Here is a 24,011-nt window from a genome sequence, read left to right on the forward strand (position 1 = left end):
GATCGCAAGGGGGCAGGCGCGGATGGAGTGGCGCCTGCGGCATGAACCGGCCTCAGGAGGGTTCTTGGGGATCTTTGGCCGGAACGCGTAAAACGGATCAATGCGGGGCGGGGATCAGCGCTGTTCCATGTCTGGCAGGTAACCGGATCATTTCGTCCTCTGTGCATTTGATGATGCTGATCTAGATGGCCCATTTTGCGGGTTAAGTGCCGGTTTGTGATAAAATGTTTCTGCGCAGGCTGCTTGCGGGCGGGGCGCAATGACGACATTCTGTGCCTATTGCATCTGCACAAAGGGGCCTTCCCATGAAACTGCTTCGTTCCGGCGCGTTCTTTGCGCTGGCCTTTGGCCTTGCCGCGTCGGCAGGCGCGCAAAATGCCGTTACGCCGATGACGCCTGATGTGGTCAAATCCTATGGCGCGGTGCGCGCCGATGCCGATTTCACCCTGCGCGAGGTGATGATCCCGATGCGCGACGGCACGAAACTCTACACCGCCATCGTGTTCAAGAAGGGCGCAAAGAACGCCCCCATCCTGATCTCGCGCAGCCCTTATAACGCCCATGGCGATGTCACCCGCACGGCCAGCCAGAAGATCACCGAGATCCTGCCCGCGATGGATGCCGAATTTGCCGAAGACGGCTATATCCGCGTCTATCAGGACATTCGCGGCATGCATAAGTCCGAGGGCGATTGGGTGCTCAACCGCCCCATCGTCGGCCCTCTGAACAACACCGGGATCGACGAGGCCACCGATGCCTATGACACGATCGACTGGCTGGTGAAGAATGTGCCCGAGAGCAACGGCAAGGTGGGTATCATCGGCAGCTCCTATCTGGGCTTCACCTCGCTGATGGCGCTGATCAACCCGCATCCCGCGTTAAAGGCCGCCGTGCCGCAAAGCCCGATGGTCGATGGCTGGATGGGCGATGACTGGTTCCACAATGGCGCGTTCCGGGTGAACAGTTTCGACTATATGGTCGACATGAGCGTGGGCAAAGGCGACAGCGACGCCAAGATCCCGCGCGGCGCTGGCGATGACTACAGCGCCTATCTGGAGGCGGGCTCTGCGGGCGATTTCGCGCGCAAATGGGGGATCGAAGCCATCCCCGGCGTGCGCAAGCTGATGGACAATCCCGCCTACACCCCGTTCTGGTCGCTTCAGGCGGTGGATAAATGGCTGGCTGCACGGCCCCTGACTGTGCCCACCATGCTGGTCGTCGGCCAGTGGGATCAGGAGGATTCCTATGGCGCACCTGCCGTCTATCGGGCGCTGGAGCCCAAGGATACCGCCAATGACAAGCTCTCGCTGGTGATCGGGCCGTGGCGCCATTCGGGCGTCAACCACTATGGCTATGAGCTGGGCGATGTGACCTTTACCGGCGACACCGCGCATGAATTCCGCGTCAAATGGCTCAAGCCCTTCTTCGACCACTGGTTAAAAGATGCGCCCGATCCCCACACGCCCCCGGTGCTGACCTATGCCACGGGCATGAACCAGTGGGAGGTGTCGCAAAAGTGGGATGATGCGAAAATGACCCCGCTCTATCTGGGGGCGGGGGGCGGCCTGTCCTTTGCGCCGGGGGCGGCGGGGCATGACGATTATGTGTCCGATCCGGCCCATCCGGTGCCTTTCATGCCGCGCCCGCTGTCCATGGCGGACCGCAAGCAATGGACGACATGGCTGGTCCACGATCAGCGCTTCGTCGAGGATCGCCCCGATGTGCTGACCTATAAGAGCGCGCCTTTGGACAAGCCGATCCATATCAAGGGGGCGCCGCGCGTGGACCTTTATGCGGCCACGACCGGTACGGATGCGGACTGGGTGGTCAAACTGATCGACGTGGCCCCCGACACTACGCCCGAGGCGGCATCACAGGGGGCCAAGCCCGCCAATCCCGGTTTCGAACTGCCGCTGGGCATCGAGATTTTCCGGGGCCGCTATGTCCATGGTTTCGCCACGCCCGGCGCGTGGAAGCCGGGCAAGGTGGAAAATGTCCGCTTCGAACTTCCGCATATCAACCATGTGCTGCTGCCCGGACATCGCCTGATGGTGCAGGTGCAATCCAGCCTGTTCCCGCTCTATGACCGCAACCCGCAGACCTATGTGGCCAATATCTTCAACGCGCGGGCCAGCGATTACAAAGCCGCCACGCAGAGCATCCAGCGCGGCGGGGCCACGGCCAGCGCCGTCCTGTTGCCCATCGCGCAGGATTGATGGAGGGCAGGGGGCGGCCTAAACCGCCCCCTTTTCAGAACAGCCCGCGATAGGCCCCGCCGTCGATGGCAAGGCTTTGCCCCGAAATATAGCCCGCCTGCGCCGAACAGAGAAACGCGCAGGCATCGCCAAATTCGGCCGGATCGCCAATGCGCCCGGCCGGGCCGCGCTGGCCGATGCGGCGATAGGCTTCCTCGATGTCGATATTCTCCGCCGCCGCGCGCCGCTGCGCCAATCCGGCCAGACGGTCGGTGCGGAAGGGGCCGGGCAGCAGATTGTTGATCGTCACATTTTCCGCCACGGTGTCGAACTGCGCCGCCTTGGCCAGAGCCATCAGTCCCGCGCGCGCCGCCACCGACAGGCCCATATCGACCGTGGGCGATTTCACCTGCGCCGAGGTGATGTTGACGATCCGGCCAAAACCGCGCGCCCGCATGCCCCCCGACACCGCGCGGATCATCGCGATGGGCGAGAGCATGTTGTTGTTCACCGCGCTCAGCCAGTCCTCGTCACTCAATTCTTCCTGACGGCCATTGCGCGGGCCATGGTTGTTGTTGATCAGGATGTCGGGCTGGGGGCAGGCCGACAGGACGGCGGCGCGGCCCACGGCGGTGTTCATGTCGCCCACCACGCGATGCACGCTGGCACCCGTGGCTTCGAAAATGCTCTGGGCAGCGGCCTTCAGGCGCTCTTCATCGCGCCCGTTGATCCACACAGCCGCCCCCTCGCGCGCCAAAGATGTGGCGCAGGCCAGGCCCAAACCTTTGGAAGAGGCGCAAACTATTGCGCGGCGACCGGCAATTCCCAGATCCATGAGTGCTCCTTAATCTTGGCGCCCTGCTTTGCCGCCAGTACGATTTTTGGGCAAGTCCTGCTCTTGCCCCGCCCGAATCATCGGCCTAGAGCCTTTCGCAAATGCAGCAAACGACTCCCCCGGCGGCTGATGCAGCCCTTATCGAAGAGGCAGGCGGCTCCAGCGATTATCGCCTGATCGGTCTGATCGTGGCCTGCGCGCTGTTCATGGAACAGTTCGACGGCACGGTGCTGACCACGGCCTTGCCCACCATTGCGCGCGATTTCGGCGTGCGGCCTCCGGCGCTTTCGGTCACGGTAACATCCTATCTGCTGGCGCTGGCGGTGTTCGTGCCGGTCTCGGGCTATATGGCCGACAGGTTCGGCGCGCGGCGGGTGTTTTGCGCGGCGATCGGCGTTTTTGCGCTCGGCTCGCTGGGCTCGGCGCTGACGCAGGGGCTGGAGGCGATGGCGGCGGCGCGTTTCCTGCAAGGTGTGGGCGGGGCGATGATGCTGCCGGTGGGGCGTCTGGTGATGCTGCGCACGGTGCCCCCGCGCGATCTGGTCAACGCGACGAGCTGGATGCTGATGCCCGGCCTGCTGGGGACGATTCTGGGGCCGCCGCTGGGGGGCTTTATCGTTACCTACATGCATTGGCGGGTAATTTTCTGGATCAACCTTCCGATTGCGGCGCTCGCGCTGGTGCTGGTCTGGCGCAACATTCCCGATGTCCGCGCGCAGGAGCCGCCGGTGTTTGATGCCGTGGGCTTTGTGCTTTCGGCGGTGGCGCTGGCCGCGCTGATGGTGGGGTTTGAGGCGGCCGGGCCGATCCATGCGGGCGCGGTGGCGCTGTTGCCGCTGGGGATCGGGGTGGTGATGGCGCTGGCCTATTGGGCCCACACGCGGCGCCATCCGGCGCCGATCATGGATTTCGCCCTGCTGCGCCATCGCAATTTCCGCCTGTCGTGGATCGCGGGTTCCATCACCCGCCTGTTGCAGGGCGCGCAGCCCTTTCTGTTGGCGCTGATGGTGCAATATGGCTTTGGCTTTTCTGCTGCGCGTGCAGGCACGATTACGCTGGCAACGGCGGTGGGCTCGATCGTGATGAAGGGGCTGGCCGGGCCGGTGCTGCGGCGGCTGGGTTTTCGCAAGGGCCTGACCCTGATGGGGGCGGCGGGCACGGTGGTCTATGCTTCCTGCGGGTTCTTTTCGCCCGCATGGCCCGAATGGGCGATCTGGGGCGTGCTGGTGCTGGCCGGGTTTTTGATGTCGTTTCAATTCACTGCCTATAACACCATTGCCTATGACGGATTGTCGTCCGAGGAAATGAGCCGCGCGACCAGTTTCTACACCACGTTTCAGCAGCTCACCCTGTCGCTGGGCGTGTGCATGGCGGCCACAATCCTGCAAATCAGCACCGCCGCCCATGGTGTGGATCACCCCGAATTGCGCGATTTTGCGCTGGCCTTCTGGATCATCGCCGCGATCAGTTTTACCGCGATCATCCCCAATCTGGCCTTTGCCCCCGATGCCGGGTCGCGGCTGACCGAAACGGAATGACGCGATACTGACGCATTCGCGCCGCAAAGGCGCGTTTTGGGACGCCGGTGGGCAGAACTCTTGACGTTGCGGGGCAAGCAGCCCATGGCCCGATCCGACTTTTTACGTCCTGATTTTACCTGATCAACATTTTCGGGGGTCACTTGACCAAGGCAGTAATTCTAGCAGGTGGTTTGGGAACGCGGCTGGGCGAGGAAACGTCGAGCCGACCCAAGCCGATGGTTGAGGTGGGTGGTATGCCGATCCTGTGGCATATCATGAAGATCTATGCCGCGCACGGCGTCAATGACTTCATCATCTGTCTTGGCTACAAAGGCTATGTCATCAAGGAGTTTTTCGCCAATTACTTCCTTCATGCCGCCGATGTGACCATCGACCTTGCCAATAACAAGATGACCGTTCACGAGGTCAAGAGCGAGCCTTGGACGGTGACTTTGGTGGACACCGGCCCGACCGCGCAGACCGGGGGGCGCCTGTGGGGCGTGCGCCGTTTCCTGACCGAGGGCGAGCCTTTCTGCTTCACCTATGGCGACGGCGTTTCCGACATCGATATCTCGGCCGAACTGGCCTTTCACCGCGCCCATGGCAAAAAGGCGACGATTGCCGCCGTGGCGCCTCCGGGCCGGTTTGGCGCGCTGGAATTCGGTGATGGTTCGGGCGGCCATGAAGTCACCAGTTTCAAGGAAAAGCCTGCGGGCGATGGCGGTCTCATCAATGGGGGCTTCTTTGTGCTGGACCCCAGCGTGATCGACCTGATTTCGGGGCCGGATCAGGTATGGGAGGATTATCCGCTGGAAACGCTGGCGCATAGCGGCGAGCTGGTGGCCTTTCGCCATGACGGTTTCTGGCAGCCGATGGACACGTTGCGCGACAAACAGCATCTGGAAAAGCTGTGGGCGCAGGGCGCCGCGCCGTGGAAGAAGTGGTAAGGCGCGATGGCTGTCGTGCATGATCCTTCCTTCTGGGCCGGTCGCCGGGTTCTGTTGACCGGGCATACCGGTTTTAAGGGAAGCTGGCTGGCGCTCTGGCTGCATCAGATGGGCGCGGTTGTGACGGGGCTTTCTCTGCCCGCCGAGGAAATCAGCCTGTTCCGGCAAGCGCGGGTGGAAAGCCTGCTGACCCATATCGAGGGCGATATCCGCGATATGGCGACCGTCGAGGCCGCCGTGGCGCAGGCCGACCCGCAGGTGGTGTTCCATCTGGCCGCGCAGCCCTTGGTGCGCCTGTCCTATGACACGCCGGTGGAAACCTTTGCCACCAATGTTCAGGGCACGGTCCATGTGCTGGACGCCTGCCGCCGCGCGCCCAATTTGCGTGCCATCGTGGCGATCACATCCGACAAGGCTTATGAGAATCGCGAATGGGTCTGGCCCTATCGCGAGAGCGATCCGATGGGTGGGCATGATCCCTATTCGGCCAGCAAGGGCGCGGCCGAACTGGTGATTGCGGCCTATCGGCGCAGCTTCTTTTCCGAGGTGGATGCGCCGCTGGTGGCTTCGGTGCGGGCGGGCAATGTGATCGGCGGGGGCGACTGGGCGCTCGACCGGCTGGTGCCCGACATTATCCGTGCGCTGATCGCGGGAGAGCGCCCGATGATCCGTTCGCCCCATTCGATCCGCCCGTGGCAGCATGTGCTGGAGGCGCTGGGCGGCTATCTGCTGATTGCCGAGACGTTGGCGCAGGGGCAGGCATGGGCGGCCGAGGGCTGGAATTTCGGCCCCGCCGATGATGATACGCAGCCGGTAAGCTGGATTGCCGACCGGATCACGCAAAGCTGGGGCAACACCGGCTGGGATCAGCCCGAGCAGGTGTCCGGCCCGCATGAGGCCAAGATTCTCAAGCTGGACTGCGCCAAGGCGCGCAATTATCTGGGCTGGCGTCCGGCATGGGGTCTGGGCGAGGCCTTGGGCCGGATTGTGGAATGGCATAAGAGCGTGGCCGAGGGCGGCGATGCGCAGGCTATTTCGCTGGCGCAACTGACCGCCTATCGGGCCCTGTTCCATCAAGACTAAAAATGTTTCAACACGTCTGAAATCTTCAGAAGACAGTTTACAGGCAGACAGTTTCTATGGCCACGATCGATAATCCGATGCTCGACCTTTCCTCCGCCGTGGCGGGCATGGTGAAGGACAGCGACGAAGGGCAATTGCGCGAACTGATCCTTGGCCTGTCCGAGGAATATGCGCGCCGCTATCACGCCCCCCGCGCGTTTCTGCCCGGTGAGAGCGTGGTGCCGGTTTCCGGCAAGGTCGTGGGCGAGGGCGAGCTGCGCAATCTGGTCGATGCCAGCCTCGACATGTGGCTGACCACGGGCCGCTATAACACGCAATTCGAGGAAAAGCTGGCTGCGCGACTGGGCGTGGCCCATGCGCTGACCACCAATTCGGGTTCCTCGGCCAATCTGCTGGCGCTGGCGGCGCTGACCTCGCATTACCATCGCAGCGATGCGTTGAAGCCGGGCGATGAAGTCATCACCGTGGCCACGGGTTTCCCCACCACGGTCAATCCGTCGCTGCAATATGGGCTGGTGCCGGTTTTCGTCGACTGCGACATTCCGACCTACAACATCAAGCCCGAGATGATCGAGGCGGCGGTGTCGGACAAGACCCGCGCGATCATGATCGCCCACACGCTGGGCAATCCCTTTGACATTGCCGAAGTGATGCGCGTTGCCGAAAAGTACAACCTCTGGGTGGTCGAGGATACGTGCGATGCGCTGGGCGCGACGTTCGATGGCAAGCCGGTCGGCACGTTCGGCCATTTGGGCACGCTGTCTTTCTATCCGGCGCATCACATCACCATGGGCGAGGGCGGGGCGGTGTTCACCGACAAGCCTCGGCTGAAGCGGGTGGTCGAATCGTTCCGCGACTGGGGGCGCGACTGCTGGTGCGCGCCGGGTCAGGACAACACCTGCGGCAAGCGCTTCAACCGCAAGCTGGGCACGCTGCCCCATGGCTACGACCACAAGTATACCTATGGCCACGTTGGCTATAATCTGAAGATCACCGATATGCAGGCGGCCGTGGGCCTTGCCCAGCTTGACCGGCTCGACGGCTTTATCGCCGCGCGCCAGCGCAATTTCGACAAGCTGACGCAGTTGCTGAAGCCTCTGGAAGATATCTTCATTCTGCCCCGAGCCACAGAGCGTTCGCAGCCTTCGTGGTTCGGCTATCCCATCACCATCCGCCCCGAAACCGGCATCAACCGCGAGGCTCTGGTCGAGTTCCTGACCGAGCAGAAAATCGGCACGCGCCTGCTGTTTGGCGGCAACCTTTTGCACCAGCCCTATATGAAGGGCCGCAACGTGCGCGTGGTGGGCGATCTGGCCAATGCCGATCTGGTGACGACCAATACTTTCTGGTTGGGCATCTATCCGGGTTTGACGGATGATCACCTTAGTTATACCGCCGAGCAGATTGGTGTCTTCCTTGCGGATCATTACGGATCGGCTAAGGGCTAAGCCACCAAGGTTTGTTACGGGCAGGGTCGGAAAGCCAGCCGAAGAGGTTTAGACGTGAACGCATACGAAAAACGCATGTTGGCGATTCTGGCCGAAGGCGCGGCCAAATACGGTTTTGTCTCGGTCAAGGCCGAGTTCGAGGCCGAAGGCACGCGCAGCGACGAATTTCTGCGCCTGCTCGAACTGGCCCGCCGCGCCGGTCTAAAGGTCGCGCTCAAGATCGGTGGTTGCGAGGCGATCCGCGATCTGATCGAGGCGCGCCAGTATGGTGTCGATTACATCATCGCGCCCATGGTCGAGACGCCCTATGCGCTCTCGAAATTCATTGCCGCCAAGGACAAGGTGTTTCCTAAGGACGAGCAGGCGGACATGTCCTTCCTGTTCAACGTCGAAACGGCCACCACCTTTGACAGCCTGGAAAAGCTGGGCGAAGTGGCGCAGGGCGGCAATGTCGGCTTTGTGTTCGGCCGCGTCGATTTTGCAGGGTCCCTGGGCCATGACCGTTCGTTTGTGAACAGCGATGCGATGGCAGGCTATGTCAATTCCGTGGCCAAGGTGGCGCAGCAGCGCGGCCTCGAACTGGTCGTGGGCGGCGGGGTCAGCCCGGATTCGGTACCTTTGCTGGCAGGCGCCCGCGCGCATCGTCTGGACCGCTTTGAAACGCGCAAGGTCGTGTTCGACGCCGCAGTGGTCGAGGATGGCCGTGCCGCTGCGGGCATGGAACTGGCGATCGAGTTCGAGCTGCTTTGGCTCAAAAACAAGCGCGACTTCTATCGCGGCATCGCCGAGGAAGATGCTACCCGCATCGCCATGATGGAGGCGCGTCAAGCCACCGCCAAGACCGCCGAGCCTGCGTAAATCATCATGGCTGATACTATCCGGGTCGCGGACCTGATCGCCCGCCTGTTGGTGCAAAGCGGTGTTTCGGACTGCTTCATGCTGACGGGCGGCGGGGCCATGCACCTCAACGACGCCTTTGGGCGCGAAGAGGGGCTGCGCAAGATCTTCAACCACCACGAGCAGGCCAGCGCCATCGCGGCGGAAAGCTATGCGCGTCTGTGCGGCAAGCCTGCGCTGGTCAATGTCACCACGGGGCCGGGAGGCGTGAACACGCTCAACGGCGTCTATGGCGCCTATGTCGATTCGATCCCGATGATCGTGGTGTCAGGGCAGGTGAAGCGTGAGACGATCGCGGGCAATTTCCCGCATATCCCGCTGCGCCAACTGGGCGATCAGGAAGTCGATATTGTCGCCATGGTGCGGCCCGTCACCAAATATGCGGTCGTGCTGCAAGACCCGGCGCAGGCGCGCAAGGTGGTGGAAAAGGCGATCTACCTTGCCACGCGCGGGCGGCCCGGCCCGGTGTGGATCGACGTTCCCATCGACGTTCAGGCCGCCCCGGTGGACCCGGACGCGCTGGAGGCTTTCGATCCGGCGAATGATGTGGACACGGCACAGGAGTGGAACGCGCCCAACAATGCGGCTGAAACCGGCGCGTTGACCGGCGCCGATTTGCAGGCCGAGGTTGGCGCAATGCTGGCCGAATTCTGCGCGGCGGAGCGGCCCGTGGTGTTTGTGGGCGCGGGCGTGCGCCTGTCGAACACGCATGAACGGTTTCTGGCCCTGATAGAAAAGCTGGGCGCGCCGGTCGTGACGGGCTGGAACGCGCATGACGCGCTGCCCAATGCCCATCCGCTCTATGTCGGCCGTCCGGGCAGCGTGGGCGACCGTGGCGGCAATTTTGCCGTACAGGGCGCCGACTATGTGCTGGTTTTGGGCAGTCGCCTCAACATCCGCCAGATCAGCTATAACTGGCAGAGCTTTGCCCGCAATGCGCGCGTGGCGATGGTGGATATTGACCGGGCCGAATTGGGCAAGCCCACGCTCAGCCTGCACCGCCCGATCCATGCCGACCTGCGCGATTTCTTCGATGCGGTTGATGCTCTGGGCGTGCCGGGCGAAGGCGTGGACAACCGCGCCGCCTATCTGGCACGCAGCCGCGAACGAGCCGCCCAATACCCGACCGTGCGCGACGAATTTCGCAGCGAGACCGGTCCGATCAACCCCTATGTCTTTGGCGAGGCGCTGTTTAACGAGCTGGAAGAGGGCGACATCATCGTCTCGGGCGACGGCACGGCCTGCGTCACGATCTTCCAATGCGCCGACCTGAAGGCGGGTCAGCGGCTTTACACCAATTCCGGCTGCGCCAGCATGGGCTATGACCTGCCCGGCGCCATCGGCGCCTATTATGCGGGCGGCGGGCGGCGGATCATCTGCCTTGCTGGCGATGGCTCGATCATGATGAATTTGCAGGAACTGCAGACCATCGTGGGCGCGCGCCTGCCGATCAAGATCTTTGTCCTCAACAATGACGGCTATCACTCGATCCGTCAGTCGCAGGTCGCCCATTTCAAGGGCTTCTCGGTCGGCTGCGGGCCGGACAGCGGCCTGACCTTCCCCGACTTCGCGCGTCTGGCCGCCGGTTTCGGCTTCCCGGCGCGCAAGGCGGAAAAGGATGGCGATCTGCCTTGCGCGATCCGCGCCACGCTGGATGGCGAGGGCGCGCAATTGTGCGAGGTGATGGTCGACAAGGCGCAGCAGTTCGAGCCCAAGCTGTCGAGCCGCCGCCTGCCCGATGGCACGATGGTCTCGCCCCCGTTGGAGGATCTCTCGCCCTTCCTGTCGGACGAGGAACTGGCCGCAGCCATGGCGCCCTGCGCCACCTTGCGTTAAACGGCCATGCTTCGCCATCTGATCTTCGATCTCGACGGCACGCTGGTCGACAGCTGTGCGATTTGTGTTGAGATCCTTGAAGGGATGCTGGCGGAACGTGGCAATGCCCGCAAGATTGACCCCGAATTTGCCCGCCCATGGATGAGCCATGGGGGGCAAAAGATGGTCATGGCGCTGCTGGGCGATGATTGTGGCGATCCGGCGCAGGAACTGGCCGAATTCCGCCGCCGCTATGCCGTGACGCAGACGCGGGTGGAGACGCTCTTCAACCATGTAGCCACCAGCCTGCGCACCCTGCATGGGCGTGGTTTTGTGCTGTCTATCTGTTCGAACAAGCCGCAAAATCTGGTCGACAAAGTGCTGGAGGATACCGGCCTTGCGCCGCTTTTCAAAAGCGTGGTGGGATCGCGCGCGGGGGTTGCGCCCAAGCCTGCGCCCGATCTGCTCGATCTGGTGCTAGCCGATCTGGGCGCTTCGCCCGACCATTGCCTGTTCGTGGGCGACAGTGAACTGGACCATGCCGTGGCCGATGCGCGCGGTATGCCGTTTCTGTTCCTGACCCATGGCTATGCCGATCCCGAATACCGGCCTGATCCGGCCAAGAGCTATGATTGCTTTGGCGAGCTGGCCCGCGCGGTAATGGAGCGGGCGCATGGCTGAAGGTTTGGCCCCCGAAGTGGCGCGCGCACTGGTCGAGGACGGGCGGCGCATCGTCATCACCGGGGCAGGGGGCTGGATCGGCCTGGCCACGCTGGATCTGCTGGCCAATGCGCTCGGCGACAAGTTTGAAAAGCGCGTGCGACCCTTTGGTTCGAACACGCGCGCGCTGCGGCTTGCCGATGGGGCGCAGGTGTTGCAGCGTCCGCTGGCCGATATGGCGTGGTTGCCCAAAGAGCCGACCATTGTTCTCCACACCGCCTTCCTGACCAAGGATCGCGCCGAGGCGATGGAGGAGGATGCCTATATCGCCGCCAATCGCGCGATCAGCGAGGCGGTGCTCAAGGCCCTGAACCCCATCGGCGCCGAGGCGATTTTCGTGGCCAGCAGCGGGGCGGCGGCCAAGGCCGACGATCCCAGTGCCAGTGCGGGGATGCGGCTCTATGGCGCCTTGAAGCGCGAGGATGAGGAACGCTTTGCCGCTTGGGCCGATGAAACCGGCAAGCGCGGCGTCATCGCCCGCATTCATGCGCTGACCGGGCCTTATATCAACAAGCCGGGCGCCTATGCCATCGCCAGTTTCATCGAGGACGCCATGGCGGGCCGCCCGGTCGAAGTCCGCGCGCCAAAGCGGGTCGTGCGCGCTTATGTCGCCATCCGCGAATTGATGAGCCTTGTCTTCGCAGCGCTGGCGCCCGCGACGGGCACGCTGCGTTTCGACAGTGGGGGCGAGGCGATGGAACTGGGCGAAATCGCAGGCGTGGTTGCGGCGCAAACCGGCACCAGCGTGAAGCGTGCCGAGATCACCACCGGCCCCTCCGATATTTATCACGGCGATGATACCGCCTATCGCGCCCTGCTGGCCGATTATGGCATCGCGCCTGTCCCTCTGGCCGCGCAGGTGGCCGAGATGATCGCGTGGGCACAACAATCCTCGCACGCCGCCTGAGCGGGAAGGTAATCCATGACAAAGAGTGCCGACATTGACGTTTCGGTGGTCATCCCCTGTTACAATGAGGAGATGAACGCCGGGCCGATTGCCGAGGCGGTGATCGCGCAACTGGAGCCGTTGGGCGTCAGCTTTGACATCATCTTTATCGACAACCATTCGACCGACAACACTGTGGCGATCATCAAGGCGATGTGCCTGCGCGACCCGCGCATCCGCCTGATCGCCAATACGCGCAATTTCGGGCAAATGCGCTCGCCCACCCATGGCATTTATGCCGCGCGGGGGCGGGCGGTGATCGGCATGTGCGCCGATTTTCAGGACAGCCCCGAGCTTTTGCCCCATTTCGTGCGTCGTTGGCAGGAGGGCGTTGATATCGTGCTGGGCGTGCGCGAGCGGGAAAAATCGGGCCTCATGCTTTCGGTCATCCGCGCGCTGTCCTATTGGCTGGCCAAGAATTTCGGGGATTTTCAGACCATCCCTAATGCCACCGGCTTTGGCCTTTACAGCCGCCGCGTGGTCGATGCGATTCGCGCGCTGAATGAGCCGGAGCCTTTCTATCGCGGGTTGCTGGTGGAAACGGGCTTTCCGCTGGAGACGATCAATTACGTCCGTCCGCCGCGCGTTCGGGGCAAATCGAAGAACAATTTCTTCACCCTGCTCGACTTTGCCATTGCGGGCCTGACGGGTTCGTCCAAACGCCTGCTGCGTGCGCCGCTTTATCTCAGCGTGCTTGGGGCGGTTGTGTCCCTGCTGATGCTGGTGGGCGCGGGGATCGCCTTTTTCACCGGGCGTCCGATTGCGGGCTGGCTGATCGGCATGGTGCTTCAGGCGCAATTCGCGCTGATCTTCGGCTTTATGGGCCTGATGGGCGACCATATCCGTCAGATCTCGGAGCGCACACGCGGCACGCCGCTGGTGCTGGAGCGTGAGCGGGTGAATTTTCCTGAGGATTACGGATGATCTCGCGGGATCGTGCCGCCGAAATCCTGCGCTTTCTGATCGCGGGTGCAATCAACACGGCCTTCGGCTATGGACTTTATGCGGGGCTTATCTGGCTGGGGTTGGACCGTTATGTGGCGCAGGCCATCGGCTATGTGCTGGGCACGGGGTTTAATTATGTCACCTATTCGCGCGGGGTGTTCACTGGCGCAGGGCCGGCGAAATTGCGTTTCGCGCTCTCCTATGCGGGCAACTATCTCATCAATCTGGCGGGGCTGAAACTGGCCTCGCATTTCATCACCGATCCCTATCTGGCTGGGGCGGTGACGACCTTTGCGGTGGTGGTGCTCAACTATGCGGTGCTGAAACGGCTGGTGTTTCGGGCCTGAAAAATTGTAAGTAATACGTCTCTTTTTCGCTAGGCAAGGTCAGACCTCCCCGTTATCCTCCCCCCATAAATCCCGGACACAGATGGAGCGGACAAACCGCCCAGCCGGGGGAGAGAGGATTGCGATGCATATGCAGACAGGGAGAATTGCGCCCTCAACGACCCGCGTGGCCAAGGGTGGGTGGTATGCCTTGCTGCTGGTCTGCGCGATGCAATTGCTAAGCCTGCTTGATCGCAACATTCTGGCGATCCTTTCCCCGCGCATCAAACATGATCTGGCCATTGGCGATGCGGAGATGGGCCTGCTCTATGGCACGGTCTTTGCGCTGTTTTATGCGGTATTCTCGCTGCCTTTAGGGCGTCTGGCCGATGGCTGGCGGCGGACGTGGCTGCTGGCCATCTGCATTGCCTTCTGGTCGCTGGCCACGGGCCTTGCCGGGATCGCCAGCGGCTTTGCGCTGCTTGCCCTTTCGCGCCTTGGCGTGGGCATTGGCGAGGCGGCCAGCCAGCCTGCAGGCACGAGCCTCATCTATGACTATTTCCCCAAGGCGCGGCGCGGTCTGGCTATGGCGGTGATGGCGGCGGCGATTGCCATTGGCCTTGGCCTGTCCAGCGTGCTGGGCGGGGTGGCGGCCGATTGGTGGGATGGGCGCTTTGCCGGTGTTGGCGCGCCCTTTGGCCTGCGGGGCTGGCAATTTGCTTTCCTGCTGGCGGCGGTGCCGGGCCTGCCCTTGGCGGTTCTGCTCTGGCGCTTGAATGAACCGGTACGCGGGGCGATTGAGGGCATCACCACGCCGCCCGACCCGCGCCCCTTTGCCGCCTCGTTCGATGTGCTGCTGGCGGTCCTGCCGTTTACCAACTGGCTGATGCTGGCGCGGCGAGGGGCTTCGGCGCGGGTCTGGGCGGTCAATCTGGCGGGCACATTTGTGATCGTGGGTGCGATGGTGGCGCTGGCCCGCGCCGGGGCGGCCTTCAGCCCGCGCCCCCTGCTCAACCTTGGCGTGGCCAGCCTCTCGCCCCATACGCTGCAATGGGCGGTGGTGGGCCTGGGCCTGTTCGCCACGCTCAATCTGGTGCAGGCGGTGCGGCTGACTGATGCTCCGGCCCATGCGGTAATGCGCAGCCCTTCGCTGATCCTGTGCATCGCCGCCGGGTCGCTGCAAAGCATGATCAATTACGGCTGCATGGCCTTCACCCCGGCGTTCCTGATGAAAACCTATCACCTGACCCCGGCGCAGACGGGTCTGCAATTCGGCCTGCTTTCGGCCGGATTGGGCGTGGTGGGGCCGATGGTGGCCGGGCCTGTCACGGACTGGGCGGGGCAGCGTTTGCCCGGCGTGGGGCGTGTGCTGCTGGCGCTGTTTGCGATGGGGGTTTCGCCCTGTCTGGCATTCTGGGTCTATCACGCGCCCGATGCGGGGGGCTTTTATGCGCGGTTTGTGCTGTACAGTTTCGTGCTGACCATGTGGATGCCGCCGCTTTATGCGGTGATGTATGATCAGGTCCTGCCCCGGATGCGCGGGCTGACCGCCTCGACCTATATCGTGGTGATGACCATCGCGGGGCTGGGTGTGGGGCCGTATATTGTGGGCATGATTTCGGACGCCACGCACGGCGATCTGGGACGGGCGATCCTGTCGATCAATCTGGTGGCGGTGCCTTTGGTGCTGGTGCTGATCGCGCTGGCCATGCGGGTGCGGGGTGATGAGGGCGCGGTCTTGCTCCGCGCCCGTGCGGCGGGCGAGCCGGTTTAGAGCACTCGCCACACCCAGAGCTTGATGCCCAAGGGATAGCGCGCGCCCGAGCAGATGAAGATCGAACGGTTCATCCATTCATACGGCCCCTTGGGCGCGATAAATTCGGGAACAGTGCGGAAGTAATATTCGGCCGGATCGACGATCTCGCCCGCCGCCAGCCTTTGCATCACCTCAGGCGGGCCGTGGCGCAGGCCCTTGTTGCGAATCTGGATCACCGCGCCATCGTCGGTTTCGATGGCATAGATCGCATCGGCCACGGTCACGCCATCGGGGCGCGTCACCTGCCAGTCGGCGGCATTGCCGATCAGGCGGCCCTTGATCAGCGGCCCTTCGACCCGACCGCCGCCCACGATGGGGATGATCCGCCGCGTGCCATCGTAGGTCTCGCCGATCGGGCGGGGCGGTTCGAGTTCACCGGTGGCTTCATAGACGAATTCCAGTTCGGGCTTGATCATGCAGGCTCTCCCAATTTTGCTATGGAGAATAGCGCTGTGTCCGATGCGCGCAAGCGCGGGGTGGCAAAATGATCGCCTTGGGCTTATGGGGCGGGCATGATCCGCCTTTCCGACCTCACCCTGCCGCTTGATCACACGCCCGAGGCGCTTGACGCCGCCATTGCCGACAGGCTGGGCGTTGCGCCCGAACGTATTTTGCGCAGCCAGATGGTGCGGCGCGGCAATGATGCACGCAAACGCGGCGCGATCAAGCTGGTCTATGTCTTTGACATTGAACTGGATGATGAGGCCGAAGTGCTGGCGCGGCTGGATGGTGACAGCCATGTCCGCCCTGCGCCTGACACCGCCTATCGCCCGCCGGTGATGGCGCCCGAGGGTTGGGCCGGGGACAAGGATGGCACGCGCCCGGTGGTGATCGGGGCGGGGCCTTGCGGCTTGCTGGCGGCGCTGATTCTGGCCGAGATGGGCTTGAAACCCATCATTATCGAGCGCGGGACAGCGGTGCGCGAGCGGACCAAGGACACCTGGGCGCTGTGGCGCAAGCATAAGTTGAGCCCGGAATCGAACGTTCAGTTCGGTGAGGGCGGGGCGGGCACCTTCTCCGATGGCAAGCTCTACAGCCGCATCAAGGACCCGCGCCATCTCTCGCGCAAGGTCTTGACGGAGTTCGTCAAAGCGGGCGCGCCCGACGATATTCTCTATGAGGCGCATCCCCATATCGGCACCTTCCGTCTCGTGACGATGGTGATTTCCATGCGCGAAACCATCGAGGCGCTGAGCGGGGAATATCGGTTCCAGACCCGCGTTTCCGATTTCGACATCAAGGATGGGGCGCTCGTGGGTCTGCATCTGGTCAGCACCAAGGATGGCGCGGAAAGCTATCTGCCCGCGCGCCATTGCGTCCTTGCCCCCGGTCATTCCAGCCGCGACACGTTCGAGGTCCTCCATCAGCGCGGCGTGTTCATGGAGGCCAAGCCCTTTGCCATCGGCGTGCGCATCGAACATCCGCAAAGCTGGGTGGACAAGGCGCGCTATGGCGCCTGCGCGGGCCATCCGGTGCTGGGCGCGGCGGCCTATGCGATCTCGCATCAGGCCTCAAACGGGCGCGCGGTTTACAGCTTCTGCATGTGTCCCGGCGGGCGCGTGGTGGCGGCCACCAGCGAGGAAGGCCGCGTTGTCACCAATGGCATGAGCCAATATTCGCGCGCGGAGTTCAACGCCAATTCCGGCCTCGTGGTCACGGTCGATCCGGGCAAGGATTATCCCGCAGACCCGCTGGCGGGCATTGAATTTCAACGCAAATGGGAAAGTCTGGCCTTTGCCGCAGGCGGCGGCGACTATTGCGCGCCGGGGCAGAAAGTGGGCGATTTTCTGGCCGGGCGGGCCTCTTCGGGCGATTTCGGGGCGGTGAAGCCCTCCTATCAGCCGGGGGTGAAGCTGACTGACCTGTCGGCCTGTCTGCCCGATTATGTGCTGGACGCGATCCGCGAGGCGCTGCCCGTGTTCGGCCGCCAGATCCCGATGTATGATCACCCCGATGTGATTATGACCGGCGTGGAAACGCGCACGTCCAGCCCCTTGCGCATCACGCGGGGCAAGGATTTCCAGTCGCTTAACACGCGCGGGCTGTATCCGGCGGGCGAGGGTGCGGGGTATGCTGGCGGAATTTTGTCTGCGGCGGTGGATGGGATCAAGGTGGCGGAGGCCTTGGCGGTTGAGGTTTTGAAGTAAGGTTTGCCTCCGGCGGGCAAAGGGCGGGGCCCCTTGCAATCCCGGTAATGGGTTTGCAGGGTTTGTTTATAGGTCACGAAATTAGGGTCTGCGGCGCTAGCTGAAGGCACCGCAGACCTTAATCGCCTAACCTTGCGTCCGACACTCAACGCAGAACCCGGTGCGTAAGGGAGCGCGAGGGTCTAGACCCTCGCATTTCCCTCCTTTCTTCTGGAAAACTAGGGGCGCAGCCCTTTGCCCAAAGCCCCCCACGCGCTACTAGGCCAACCGTGACTGCATCCATCATCATAGGCGAGGAATCGAACGGCAAAGCGGTGCCGATCGACATCGAAGAACTGCTGGCCACGCGCCTGTTGGTGCAGGGCAATTCGGGGTCGGGCAAATCGCATCTGCTGCGCCGGTTGCTGGAGGAATCCGCGCCGCTGGTGCAGCAGGTCGTGGTCGATCCCGAGGGCGATTTCGTCACGCTGGCTGAACCGTTTGGCCATATCGTGGTGGATGGCGCGGCCTATAATACCAATGACTTGGTGCGGCTTGCTAATCGAGTTCGTCACCATCGCGCCAGTGTTGTTCTGGCACTCGATGGGCTGGAGATCGAGGCGCAGATGCGCTGCGCCGCCACGTTCCTCAATGCGCTCTTCGATGCTCCGCGCGAAATCTGGTATCCCGCGCTGGTGGTGGTGGACGAGGCGCAGATGTTTGCTCCGGCTGCTGCCGGCGAGGTGACCGATGAGGTACGCCGCCTGTCACTCTCGGCGATGACCAATCTGATGTGCCGCGGGCGTAAGCGCGGTCTTGCGGGCATTATCGCCACCCAGCGTCTGGCCAAGCTGGCCAAGAATGTTGCGGCCGAGGCCTCGAACTTCCTGATGGGCCGCACCTTCCTCGACATTGATATGCAACGCGCCGCTGACCTTCTGGGCATGGAGCGGCGTCAGGCCGAAACCATCCGCGATCTGCAACGCGGACAGTTTCTGGCGCTAGGCCCGGCGATCACGCGGCGGCCTCTGTCGGTCCGCATCGGCGGGGTGCAGACGCGCAGCCGTGCGGTGTCCACCGGCCTGCTGCCCCCGCCCAGCGTGACGGGCGACGATCTCCACGCGCTGCTCCATGCCGCGCCCACGGCTGAGGAACTGGCAGCGGAGGAAACGCCGCTGCTCGCCGGTCTGCCGCGCCCGGATGCCAGCGAGTTGATGGATCAGATCAGCACCTATGTCATGGCCCCCGCGCCCGGCGAGGAACCGCTGGTCGATGACAGCGGACCCAACCTGTTTTCCGCCGCCAGCGTCCCCGCGCCGCCCAGCCTGCCGCCCGAAGAGGTGCAGTCGATCATGGCCGCGATTATGGAAGACATCACCGCTGAGCGCGATTGCACCTATCAGCCGATTTCATCGCTGTTTCAGGATTTTACCACCCGCTGCCGGATGAAAAAGATCGGTCAGCATGTCGGTGATGCCACCCAGTTCCGCCGCCGCTTTGCGCTGGCCGTGGCGGGCATCTACCGCCCGACGGATGAGGAATGGGCGCCGCTGCTGCAATTATCGCGCAGCGTGCCCGATGATCTGCTCACGCCGTTCCTTGTCATCGCCCGCGCCGCGATGGACGAGGCGCCATGCCCCGACGATGAAGCGCTGGCCCGTGCCTATGGCACCAGTTCGCCCGGGCGCATCCGGCGATTGCTGGAGCATCTGGAAAAGTCGAACCTGATTGTGGTCAAGACTGATTACAGCGGGCGGCGGTCTATCGGCATCCCGGATCTGGGCGTTTCGACGGCGGCGGTTTAAAGGGGTAAGCTCTTACCCTGATCGACCATGGTGCCCGACGTGCACCCCTAAAATGAAAAGCCTGCGGTGCCTATTGTTGGCGCCGCAGGCTTTTCATTTTATGATCCGCAAGTAGACCCCGCGAACCCAACCCCATGAACGGGATTGCCAAGGGACCGAGTCCCTTGGCCCGCCGGAGGCATAAAGCCCCCGATCAATCCTCAGCGACGACGCGCCTTGGCATCGACATTTTCCCGCAGCGGATCGAACTGCGAAGCACCCGCCGCAGCGGCAGGACGCGCGCGCCCATGCTGTTCGCGGCGCTCGGCGCGGGCACGATCGCCGTCGCGCTGGGTGCGCGAACGCTGACCGTCGCGAGGCGTGTCACCACGGCCCGCATTGGGGCGACGGTCATTGTTGCGGCGGCCTTCCTCACGGCGCCCGCCTTCGCGGCCACCATCGCGCGCGCCATCACGGCGTCCACCGCCATCGCGGCGGCCTTCACCCTGAGGACGCCCCTTGATCGCGCCATTGTCGCCGGTTCCGCGCTTGGCGGGGGCGGGCAGGCGCGAGGCTTCCTTCTGGAATTCGGGCGGCAGCGGCATCGGGGTCAGCTTTACGCCGGTCAGGCGCTCGATCCCACGGATGTAGGGGCGTTCGTCTTCGGCGATCAGGCTGATGGCGATGCCATCGGCGCCCGCGCGTGCGGTGCGGCCAATGCGGTGAACATATTGTTCGGCCACATTGGGGATTTCAAAGTTGAACACGTGGGAAACGCCCGAAACGTCGATCCCGCGCGCGGCAATGTCGGTGGCAACCAGCACTTTGACCGTACCATCGCGGAAGCCCTTGAGGGCGGCGGTGCGCTGGGCCTGGCTCTTTTCGCCATGGATGGCGGCGGCCGGAATGCCTGCGGGCGTCAGGAAACGCACGACGCGATCCGCGCCATGCTTGGTGCGGGTGAACACGATGGTGCGGTCGATGCGGTCGGCATCGCCTTCTTCCTTGGCCAGACCATCGCGCAGCAGGATCGTCAGCAGCGCCTGCTTTTCGGCCTGATTGATGAAGATCGAGCGCTGCTCGACGCGTTCTGCGGTGGTGGATTGCGGGGCAACCTCAACCTTGACCGGGTTCTGGATGAACTGCTTGCCCAGTTCCTCGATCGCCTGCGGCATGGTGGCGCTGAAGAACAGGCTCTGGCGGTTGGGGGGCAGCAGGCGGGCAACGCGCTTCAGAGGCACGATGAAGCCCAGATCCATCATCTGGTCGGCTTCGTCCAGCACGAAGATTTCGACATCGCGCAGCGTCAGGGCGCGCTGGTCAATGAGGTCGAGCAGGCGGCCCGGCGTTGCCACCAGCACGTCGCAGCCCGGCACCAGAGCGCGGGCCTGCTTGCCGGCGGGGATGCCGCCAAAGATGCACTGGATGTTCAGGCTGACATATTTGGCATAGCCGCGCATGTTGTCGGCGATCTGGGCGGCCAGTTCGCGTGTGGGGCTGAGCACCAGCATACGGCACGAGGCGGCCTTGCGCGGCTTGGGATCGTTGATCAGGCGGTGCAGCGAGGGCAGCGCGAAGGCCGCCGTCTTGCCGGTGCCGGTCTGGGCCAGACCCAGCAGGTCACGCCCTTCGATCAGCGCAGGGATCGACTGACGCTGGATCGGCGTAGGGTCGCTATAGCCCTTGGTCTCCAACGCGCGCAGCAGGGGTTCGGCAAGGCCAAGTTCGGAAAAATAGGACATGGGTAACTTTCAAACAGGCTTCACAGCGCACACCAGCGTAAGCGGCGCGGCAAGCAGGGGGCTCAAAAAGCGCGACCCTGCGTGAGGAGGAAGCGAAAAACGGACTGCAAATCCGTGAGATCCGGGGCGGGTGGCCATAAATGGCTGCCCTCACGCTGCCCGGTCCTGCGCGCTGCCTCATGCCGCGCGCCGACTTGCTTGGAGATGGCCTATACAGCACGATTGCTTCAATGCCAAGTTTTTTGCGCGTTGCAGCAAAAATGAGGCCGATTCACGCAAAAAGGGGCCGGTTTTGCGCCCGGCCCCGTTTGCATCATGGTTGAAATGTTACGCCAGCTTCCACGTCATCGGCACAGTCAGCGTGGTGGGGCCGGCGGGCGGCGCGGGAACCTTGCCCACCTTGGTAGGGACGGACAGCGCTTCCTTGTCGAGGATCGCCGAGCCCGAACCGGACACGATTTCGGCCTTTTGCACCGCACCATCGGCGCCGATATAGACCTTGACCTTGGCGGTCCCTTCCTCGCCGCGCATCTGGGCGGTCGAAGGATAGGTCTGCTTGGATGCGAACATGTTGGTGACCGAACGGGTCCAGTCCGAGGATTGCGCAGAAGCCGACGTGCTGAAAAGAACAGCGCCGGTCATGGCGAGCGAGATCTTGGCAATAGTCTTGATCATGGTCGGCTTTCTCTTTCTAAACTATTCTTTCGATGCGTAACTATTGCCTGCAATTGGATAAGGTCGGGCTGATATTTATGCTTTTTGCTACTCTGCCATGGTCTTAAGTGAATTTACCGGGTCGCTTAAAATTCCGACCAGTCGTCCTCTATTTTCAATGCCGTAGCCCCCACCGATGACGCACGCCGGGCCGAGAAGGAGGGCAGGGCCAGATCGTCCTGATTGACGGGCACCGGCGCGCGCGGTGTGATGGCCTTGCTCTGTGCACGCGCAGGGGCGCCGCCGCCCGTCCGGTTCATTTCAAACCGGCGCAATTGTTCGACCAACCGCTGCGTTTCGCCCGACAGCGTATGCGTGCTGGCGGTGCTTTGTTCGACCATCGAGGCGTTCTGCTGGGTGAACTGATCCATCGAATTCATCATCGCCGAGATTTCCTCGACATTTGACGACTGCTTCTGCGCGGCTTCCGCGATCTGTTCGACCAGCTCGGAAATCTGCGCAACCTCGCCAACGATCTGGCGCAGCGCGTCGCCGCTGGCGCTGGCCAGAGCCACGCCGGTTGAAACCTGATCGTTCGATGTGGTGATCAGCGCACGAATGTCCTTGGCCGCGTCCGCGCTGCGTTGAGCCAGCGCGCGCACCTCGTTGGCGACCACGGCAAAGCCTTTGCCCGCATCCCCCGCGCGTGCCGCCTCGACGCCCGCGTTCAGCGCCAAGAGGTTGGTCTGGAACGCGATGCCGTCGATCACGCTGACAATATCGGCCATTTCGCGGCTCGACGCTTCGATGGCTTGCAGCCCGTGGACTGCCTGCTCGGCCTGCTGGTCGGCGGCTTCGGCGGTGTTGCGCGCCACGGCAAGGCGGCTGCTGGTCTGGCGGGCGTTGTCGGCGGTCACGCGCACGGTGCCGCTGAATTCGTTGAGCGTGCGGCTGGTTTCGGCAATCGAGCTGGCCTGATGCTCGGTGCGGCGGGCAAGGTCGCCGCTGGCGGCTGCGATTTCGTCGGTGCCGCGGCGGATGGCGTCGCAACCGTCAACGATCTCGCGCATCACGCTGGCCAACTGGCTCACCGCCTCGTTGAAATTGACATGGAGCTGGCCCAGGCCGCCTGCGCCATTTTCCGGCACGCGATGCGTCAGATTGCCGCGCGCCAGTTCGGACAGGCCCGAACCGATGGCGTCGATGGTGATCTGGGTCTCGCGGGCGCGCTCCAGTTCGGCCTGCGTGCGCTGCTGGTCGGCGGCGAAGAGAGCCTTGAAACTGTCGAGCGCGCGGGCAAGGCTGCCCACTTCGTCCTGACGGCCCATGGCGGGGATTTCGACATGCATGTCGCCCTGAACCAGCCGGCCAACCGCCTCGCTGATCCGGGCCACGGGCCGCGCAATCGAAACCATCATCAGCCCCATCAGCCCCAGCGCCACAGCAAGCCCGGCCACGACTGCGCCGATGATGACCTTGCGCCCCTGATCGTAGATCGCGGCCGAACGCGCCGAAGCCGCGCTGGCGCCCTTGGTGTTCAGGTCGATCAGGGCAAGCAGGTCATCCTCGACCGTGTAGAAGGCAGTCAGGGAATCGCCGTCGAACATCGCCTTGGCCGCCGCCGCATCGCTGTTCGACAGGTTCAGCAATTGCTCGTTCTGGCCCAGATAGGTCTGCCAATCACCTTTCAGCTTGGCAAAGGCGGATTTTTCCTCCGGGCTCTGGCTCAGCTTGGCGGCATCTTCCATGCGGGTGGCAATGGCGGTCTGGGCCGCACGCATCAGCTTGGCCTGACGGGTCTTCATCCCCTCGGCGCTGGCGCCGACATGGGCGCTCTGTTTGATGCGATATTGCGAGACGAAGGCGTGCACATCGCCCAGCGCCTGCGAGCCGGGCAGCCAGCGCTCACGCAATTCGGTCGAGATCGCGTTGACCTCGCCCAGTTTGACCACTGCAAAGGACCCCATCGCGGCCATGACCGCCAGAAGGATTGCAAAAGCGGCCAGAAACTTGGCCGAAATACCCATACGCAACAAGGCAGATCTCCCCCGCGTCATTTATGAAGATGCGAAGGAATGCTTTTCTCTCTATTTAGTCAGCATTTGGGCTTATGGGTTGATCCGAAATCTTACCTATCGCAGCGGCATAAAGTGTCGATTTCGGTTTACGATGATGGGGTGATTGCCGCGCCCGGCGCGCTGGTATAGGGCCA

19 protein-coding genes are annotated in these 24,011 nt (G+C 63.2%); 14 read left to right on the top strand and 5 right to left on the bottom strand.

The window, feature by feature from the left end; genetic code table 11:
• Positions 1 to 305: 305 nt before the first annotated feature.
• Entirely contained in the window at positions 306 to 2,216 is a 1,911-nt protein-coding gene (locus FHW96_RS14455) for a CocE/NonD family hydrolase (protein WP_172341295.1), read from the top strand.
• A 34-nt stretch (positions 2,217 to 2,250) separates the two neighbouring features.
• Here the strand turns inward: FHW96_RS14455 and FHW96_RS14460 are convergent, their stop codons facing one another.
• Positions 2,251 to 3,030, bottom strand: a complete 780-nt coding sequence (locus FHW96_RS14460; protein WP_172341296.1) for an SDR family oxidoreductase — start codon at positions 3,028 to 3,030, stop codon at positions 2,251 to 2,253.
• A 101-nt stretch (positions 3,031 to 3,131) separates the two neighbouring features.
• On the opposite strand from FHW96_RS14460, the gene FHW96_RS14465 reads away from it, so the two are divergent.
• From FHW96_RS14465 to FHW96_RS14515, 11 genes are all read left to right on the top strand, one after another.
• Positions 3,132 to 4,568, top strand: coding sequence for an MFS transporter (locus tag FHW96_RS14465; RefSeq protein ID WP_172341297.1), 1,437 nt, complete (start codon positions 3,132 to 3,134; stop codon positions 4,566 to 4,568).
• A 143-nt stretch (positions 4,569 to 4,711) separates the two neighbouring features.
• Positions 4,712 to 5,497 carry a glucose-1-phosphate cytidylyltransferase gene (rfbF, locus tag FHW96_RS14470; RefSeq protein WP_172341298.1) on the top strand — a complete coding sequence of 262 codons (786 nt, stop codon included), beginning with the start codon at positions 4,712 to 4,714 and terminating at the stop codon, positions 5,495 to 5,497.
• A 6-nt stretch (positions 5,498 to 5,503) separates the two neighbouring features.
• The gene (rfbG, locus tag FHW96_RS14475; RefSeq protein WP_172341299.1) at positions 5,504 to 6,580 is read left to right on the top strand and encodes a CDP-glucose 4,6-dehydratase; all 1,077 of its coding nucleotides are present in this window, start codon (positions 5,504 to 5,506) and stop codon (positions 6,578 to 6,580) included.
• 56 nt (positions 6,581 to 6,636) lie between these two features.
• Positions 6,637 to 8,028, top strand: coding sequence for a lipopolysaccharide biosynthesis protein RfbH (gene rfbH / locus FHW96_RS14480; RefSeq protein ID WP_253950973.1), 1,392 nt, complete (start codon positions 6,637 to 6,639; stop codon positions 8,026 to 8,028).
• A gap of 54 nt (positions 8,029 to 8,082) precedes the next feature.
• The gene (locus FHW96_RS14485; protein WP_172341300.1) at positions 8,083 to 8,886 is read left to right on the top strand and encodes an aldolase/citrate lyase family protein; all 804 of its coding nucleotides are present in this window, start codon (positions 8,083 to 8,085) and stop codon (positions 8,884 to 8,886) included.
• A 6-nt stretch (positions 8,887 to 8,892) separates the two neighbouring features.
• The gene (locus FHW96_RS14490; RefSeq protein ID WP_172341301.1) at positions 8,893 to 10,761 is read left to right on the top strand and encodes a thiamine pyrophosphate-binding protein; all 1,869 of its coding nucleotides are present in this window, start codon (positions 8,893 to 8,895) and stop codon (positions 10,759 to 10,761) included.
• 6 nt (positions 10,762 to 10,767) lie between these two features.
• Complete coding sequence (locus FHW96_RS14495; protein ID WP_172341302.1) at positions 10,768 to 11,421, top strand: HAD family hydrolase; 654 nt, start codon at positions 10,768 to 10,770, stop codon at positions 11,419 to 11,421.
• Positions 11,414 to 12,367: an NAD(P)-dependent oxidoreductase gene (locus FHW96_RS14500; RefSeq protein WP_172341303.1), complete on the top strand. Its 954-nt coding sequence runs from the start codon at positions 11,414 to 11,416 to the stop codon at positions 12,365 to 12,367. The genes FHW96_RS14495 and FHW96_RS14500 overlap by 8 nt, the downstream gene beginning before the upstream one ends.
• 15 nt (positions 12,368 to 12,382) lie before the next feature.
• On the top strand, positions 12,383 to 13,330 hold the full coding sequence (locus FHW96_RS14505; protein ID WP_172341304.1) for a glycosyltransferase family 2 protein: 948 nt from the start codon (positions 12,383 to 12,385) through the stop codon (positions 13,328 to 13,330).
• A complete protein-coding gene (locus FHW96_RS14510) occupies positions 13,327 to 13,698 on the top strand; it encodes a GtrA family protein (RefSeq protein WP_172341305.1) in 372 nt (123 codons plus the stop codon). Before FHW96_RS14505 ends, FHW96_RS14510 begins: the two co-directional genes overlap by 4 nt.
• Before the next feature lie 166 nt (positions 13,699 to 13,864).
• A complete protein-coding gene (locus FHW96_RS14515) occupies positions 13,865 to 15,451 on the top strand; it encodes an MFS transporter (RefSeq protein WP_371815723.1) in 1,587 nt (528 codons plus the stop codon).
• On the opposite strand, the gene FHW96_RS14520 is transcribed toward FHW96_RS14515, so the two are convergent.
• Positions 15,448 to 15,909 (bottom strand): DUF3237 domain-containing protein, encoded by a 462-nt coding sequence (locus FHW96_RS14520; RefSeq protein ID WP_172341307.1) that lies wholly within the window; start codon positions 15,907 to 15,909, stop codon positions 15,448 to 15,450. The two genes, FHW96_RS14515 and FHW96_RS14520, sit on opposite strands and share 4 nt — an antisense overlap.
• Before the next feature lie 96 nt (positions 15,910 to 16,005).
• On the opposite strand from FHW96_RS14520, the gene FHW96_RS14525 reads away from it, so the two are divergent.
• Together FHW96_RS14525 and FHW96_RS14530 are read left to right on the top strand one after the other, a co-directional pair.
• Positions 16,006 to 17,640, top strand: a complete 1,635-nt coding sequence (locus FHW96_RS14525) for an NAD(P)/FAD-dependent oxidoreductase (RefSeq protein WP_172341308.1) — start codon at positions 16,006 to 16,008, stop codon at positions 17,638 to 17,640.
• A gap of 269 nt (positions 17,641 to 17,909) precedes the next feature.
• A complete protein-coding gene (locus tag FHW96_RS14530) occupies positions 17,910 to 19,424 on the top strand; it encodes a helicase HerA domain-containing protein (RefSeq protein WP_172341309.1) in 1,515 nt (504 codons plus the stop codon).
• 200 nt (positions 19,425 to 19,624) lie between these two features.
• On the opposite strand, the gene FHW96_RS14535 is transcribed toward FHW96_RS14530, so the two are convergent.
• From FHW96_RS14535 to FHW96_RS14545, 3 genes are all read right to left on the bottom strand, one after another.
• Positions 19,625 to 21,145: a DEAD/DEAH box helicase gene (locus tag FHW96_RS14535; RefSeq protein WP_172341310.1), complete on the bottom strand. Its 1,521-nt coding sequence runs from the start codon at positions 21,143 to 21,145 to the stop codon at positions 19,625 to 19,627.
• 327 nt (positions 21,146 to 21,472) lie between these two features.
• On the bottom strand, positions 21,473 to 21,820 hold the full coding sequence (locus FHW96_RS14540) for an energy transducer TonB (protein ID WP_172341311.1): 348 nt from the start codon (positions 21,818 to 21,820) through the stop codon (positions 21,473 to 21,475).
• A 125-nt stretch (positions 21,821 to 21,945) separates the two neighbouring features.
• Positions 21,946 to 23,826, bottom strand: coding sequence for a methyl-accepting chemotaxis protein (locus tag FHW96_RS14545; protein WP_253950997.1), 1,881 nt, complete (start codon positions 23,824 to 23,826; stop codon positions 21,946 to 21,948).
• Between the last annotated feature and the right edge of the window lie 185 nt (positions 23,827 to 24,011).

This window comes from Novosphingobium sp. SG751A (genome assembly GCF_013149295.1).
Classification (GTDB): Bacteria; Pseudomonadota; Alphaproteobacteria; order Sphingomonadales; family Sphingomonadaceae; genus Novosphingobium.

Bases quoted from the DNA above. Each gene is read 5' to 3' on its own strand.
- FHW96_RS14535 (WP_172341310.1), bottom strand. From the start codon at position 21,145: ATGTCCTATTTTTCCGAACTTGGCCTTGCCGAACCCCTGCTGCGCGCG.
- FHW96_RS14455 (WP_172341295.1), top strand. From the start codon at position 306: ATGAAACTGCTTCGTTCCGGCGCGTTCTTTGCGCTGGCCTTTGGCCTT.
- FHW96_RS14525 (WP_172341308.1), top strand. From the start codon at position 16,006: ATGATCCGCCTTTCCGACCTCACCCTGCCGCTTGATCACACGCCCGAG.
- FHW96_RS14465 (WP_172341297.1), top strand. From the start codon at position 3,132: ATGCAGCAAACGACTCCCCCGGCGGCTGATGCAGCCCTTATCGAAGAG.
- FHW96_RS14520 (WP_172341307.1), bottom strand. From the start codon at position 15,909: ATGATCAAGCCCGAACTGGAATTCGTCTATGAAGCCACCGGTGAACTC.
- FHW96_RS14545 (WP_253950997.1), bottom strand. From the start codon at position 23,826: ATGGGTATTTCGGCCAAGTTTCTGGCCGCTTTTGCAATCCTTCTGGCG.
- FHW96_RS14540 (WP_172341311.1), bottom strand. From the start codon at position 21,820: ATGATCAAGACTATTGCCAAGATCTCGCTCGCCATGACCGGCGCTGTT.
- rfbH (WP_253950973.1), top strand. From the start codon at position 6,637: ATGGCCACGATCGATAATCCGATGCTCGACCTTTCCTCCGCCGTGGCG.
- FHW96_RS14505 (WP_172341304.1), top strand. From the start codon at position 12,383: ATGACAAAGAGTGCCGACATTGACGTTTCGGTGGTCATCCCCTGTTAC.
- FHW96_RS14490 (WP_172341301.1), top strand. From the start codon at position 8,893: ATGGCTGATACTATCCGGGTCGCGGACCTGATCGCCCGCCTGTTGGTG.
- FHW96_RS14500 (WP_172341303.1), top strand. From the start codon at position 11,414: ATGGCTGAAGGTTTGGCCCCCGAAGTGGCGCGCGCACTGGTCGAGGAC.
- FHW96_RS14460 (WP_172341296.1), bottom strand. From the start codon at position 3,030: ATGGATCTGGGAATTGCCGGTCGCCGCGCAATAGTTTGCGCCTCTTCC.
- rfbG (WP_172341299.1), top strand. From the start codon at position 5,504: ATGGCTGTCGTGCATGATCCTTCCTTCTGGGCCGGTCGCCGGGTTCTG.
- FHW96_RS14495 (WP_172341302.1), top strand. From the start codon at position 10,768: ATGCTTCGCCATCTGATCTTCGATCTCGACGGCACGCTGGTCGACAGC.
- FHW96_RS14510 (WP_172341305.1), top strand. From the start codon at position 13,327: ATGATCTCGCGGGATCGTGCCGCCGAAATCCTGCGCTTTCTGATCGCG.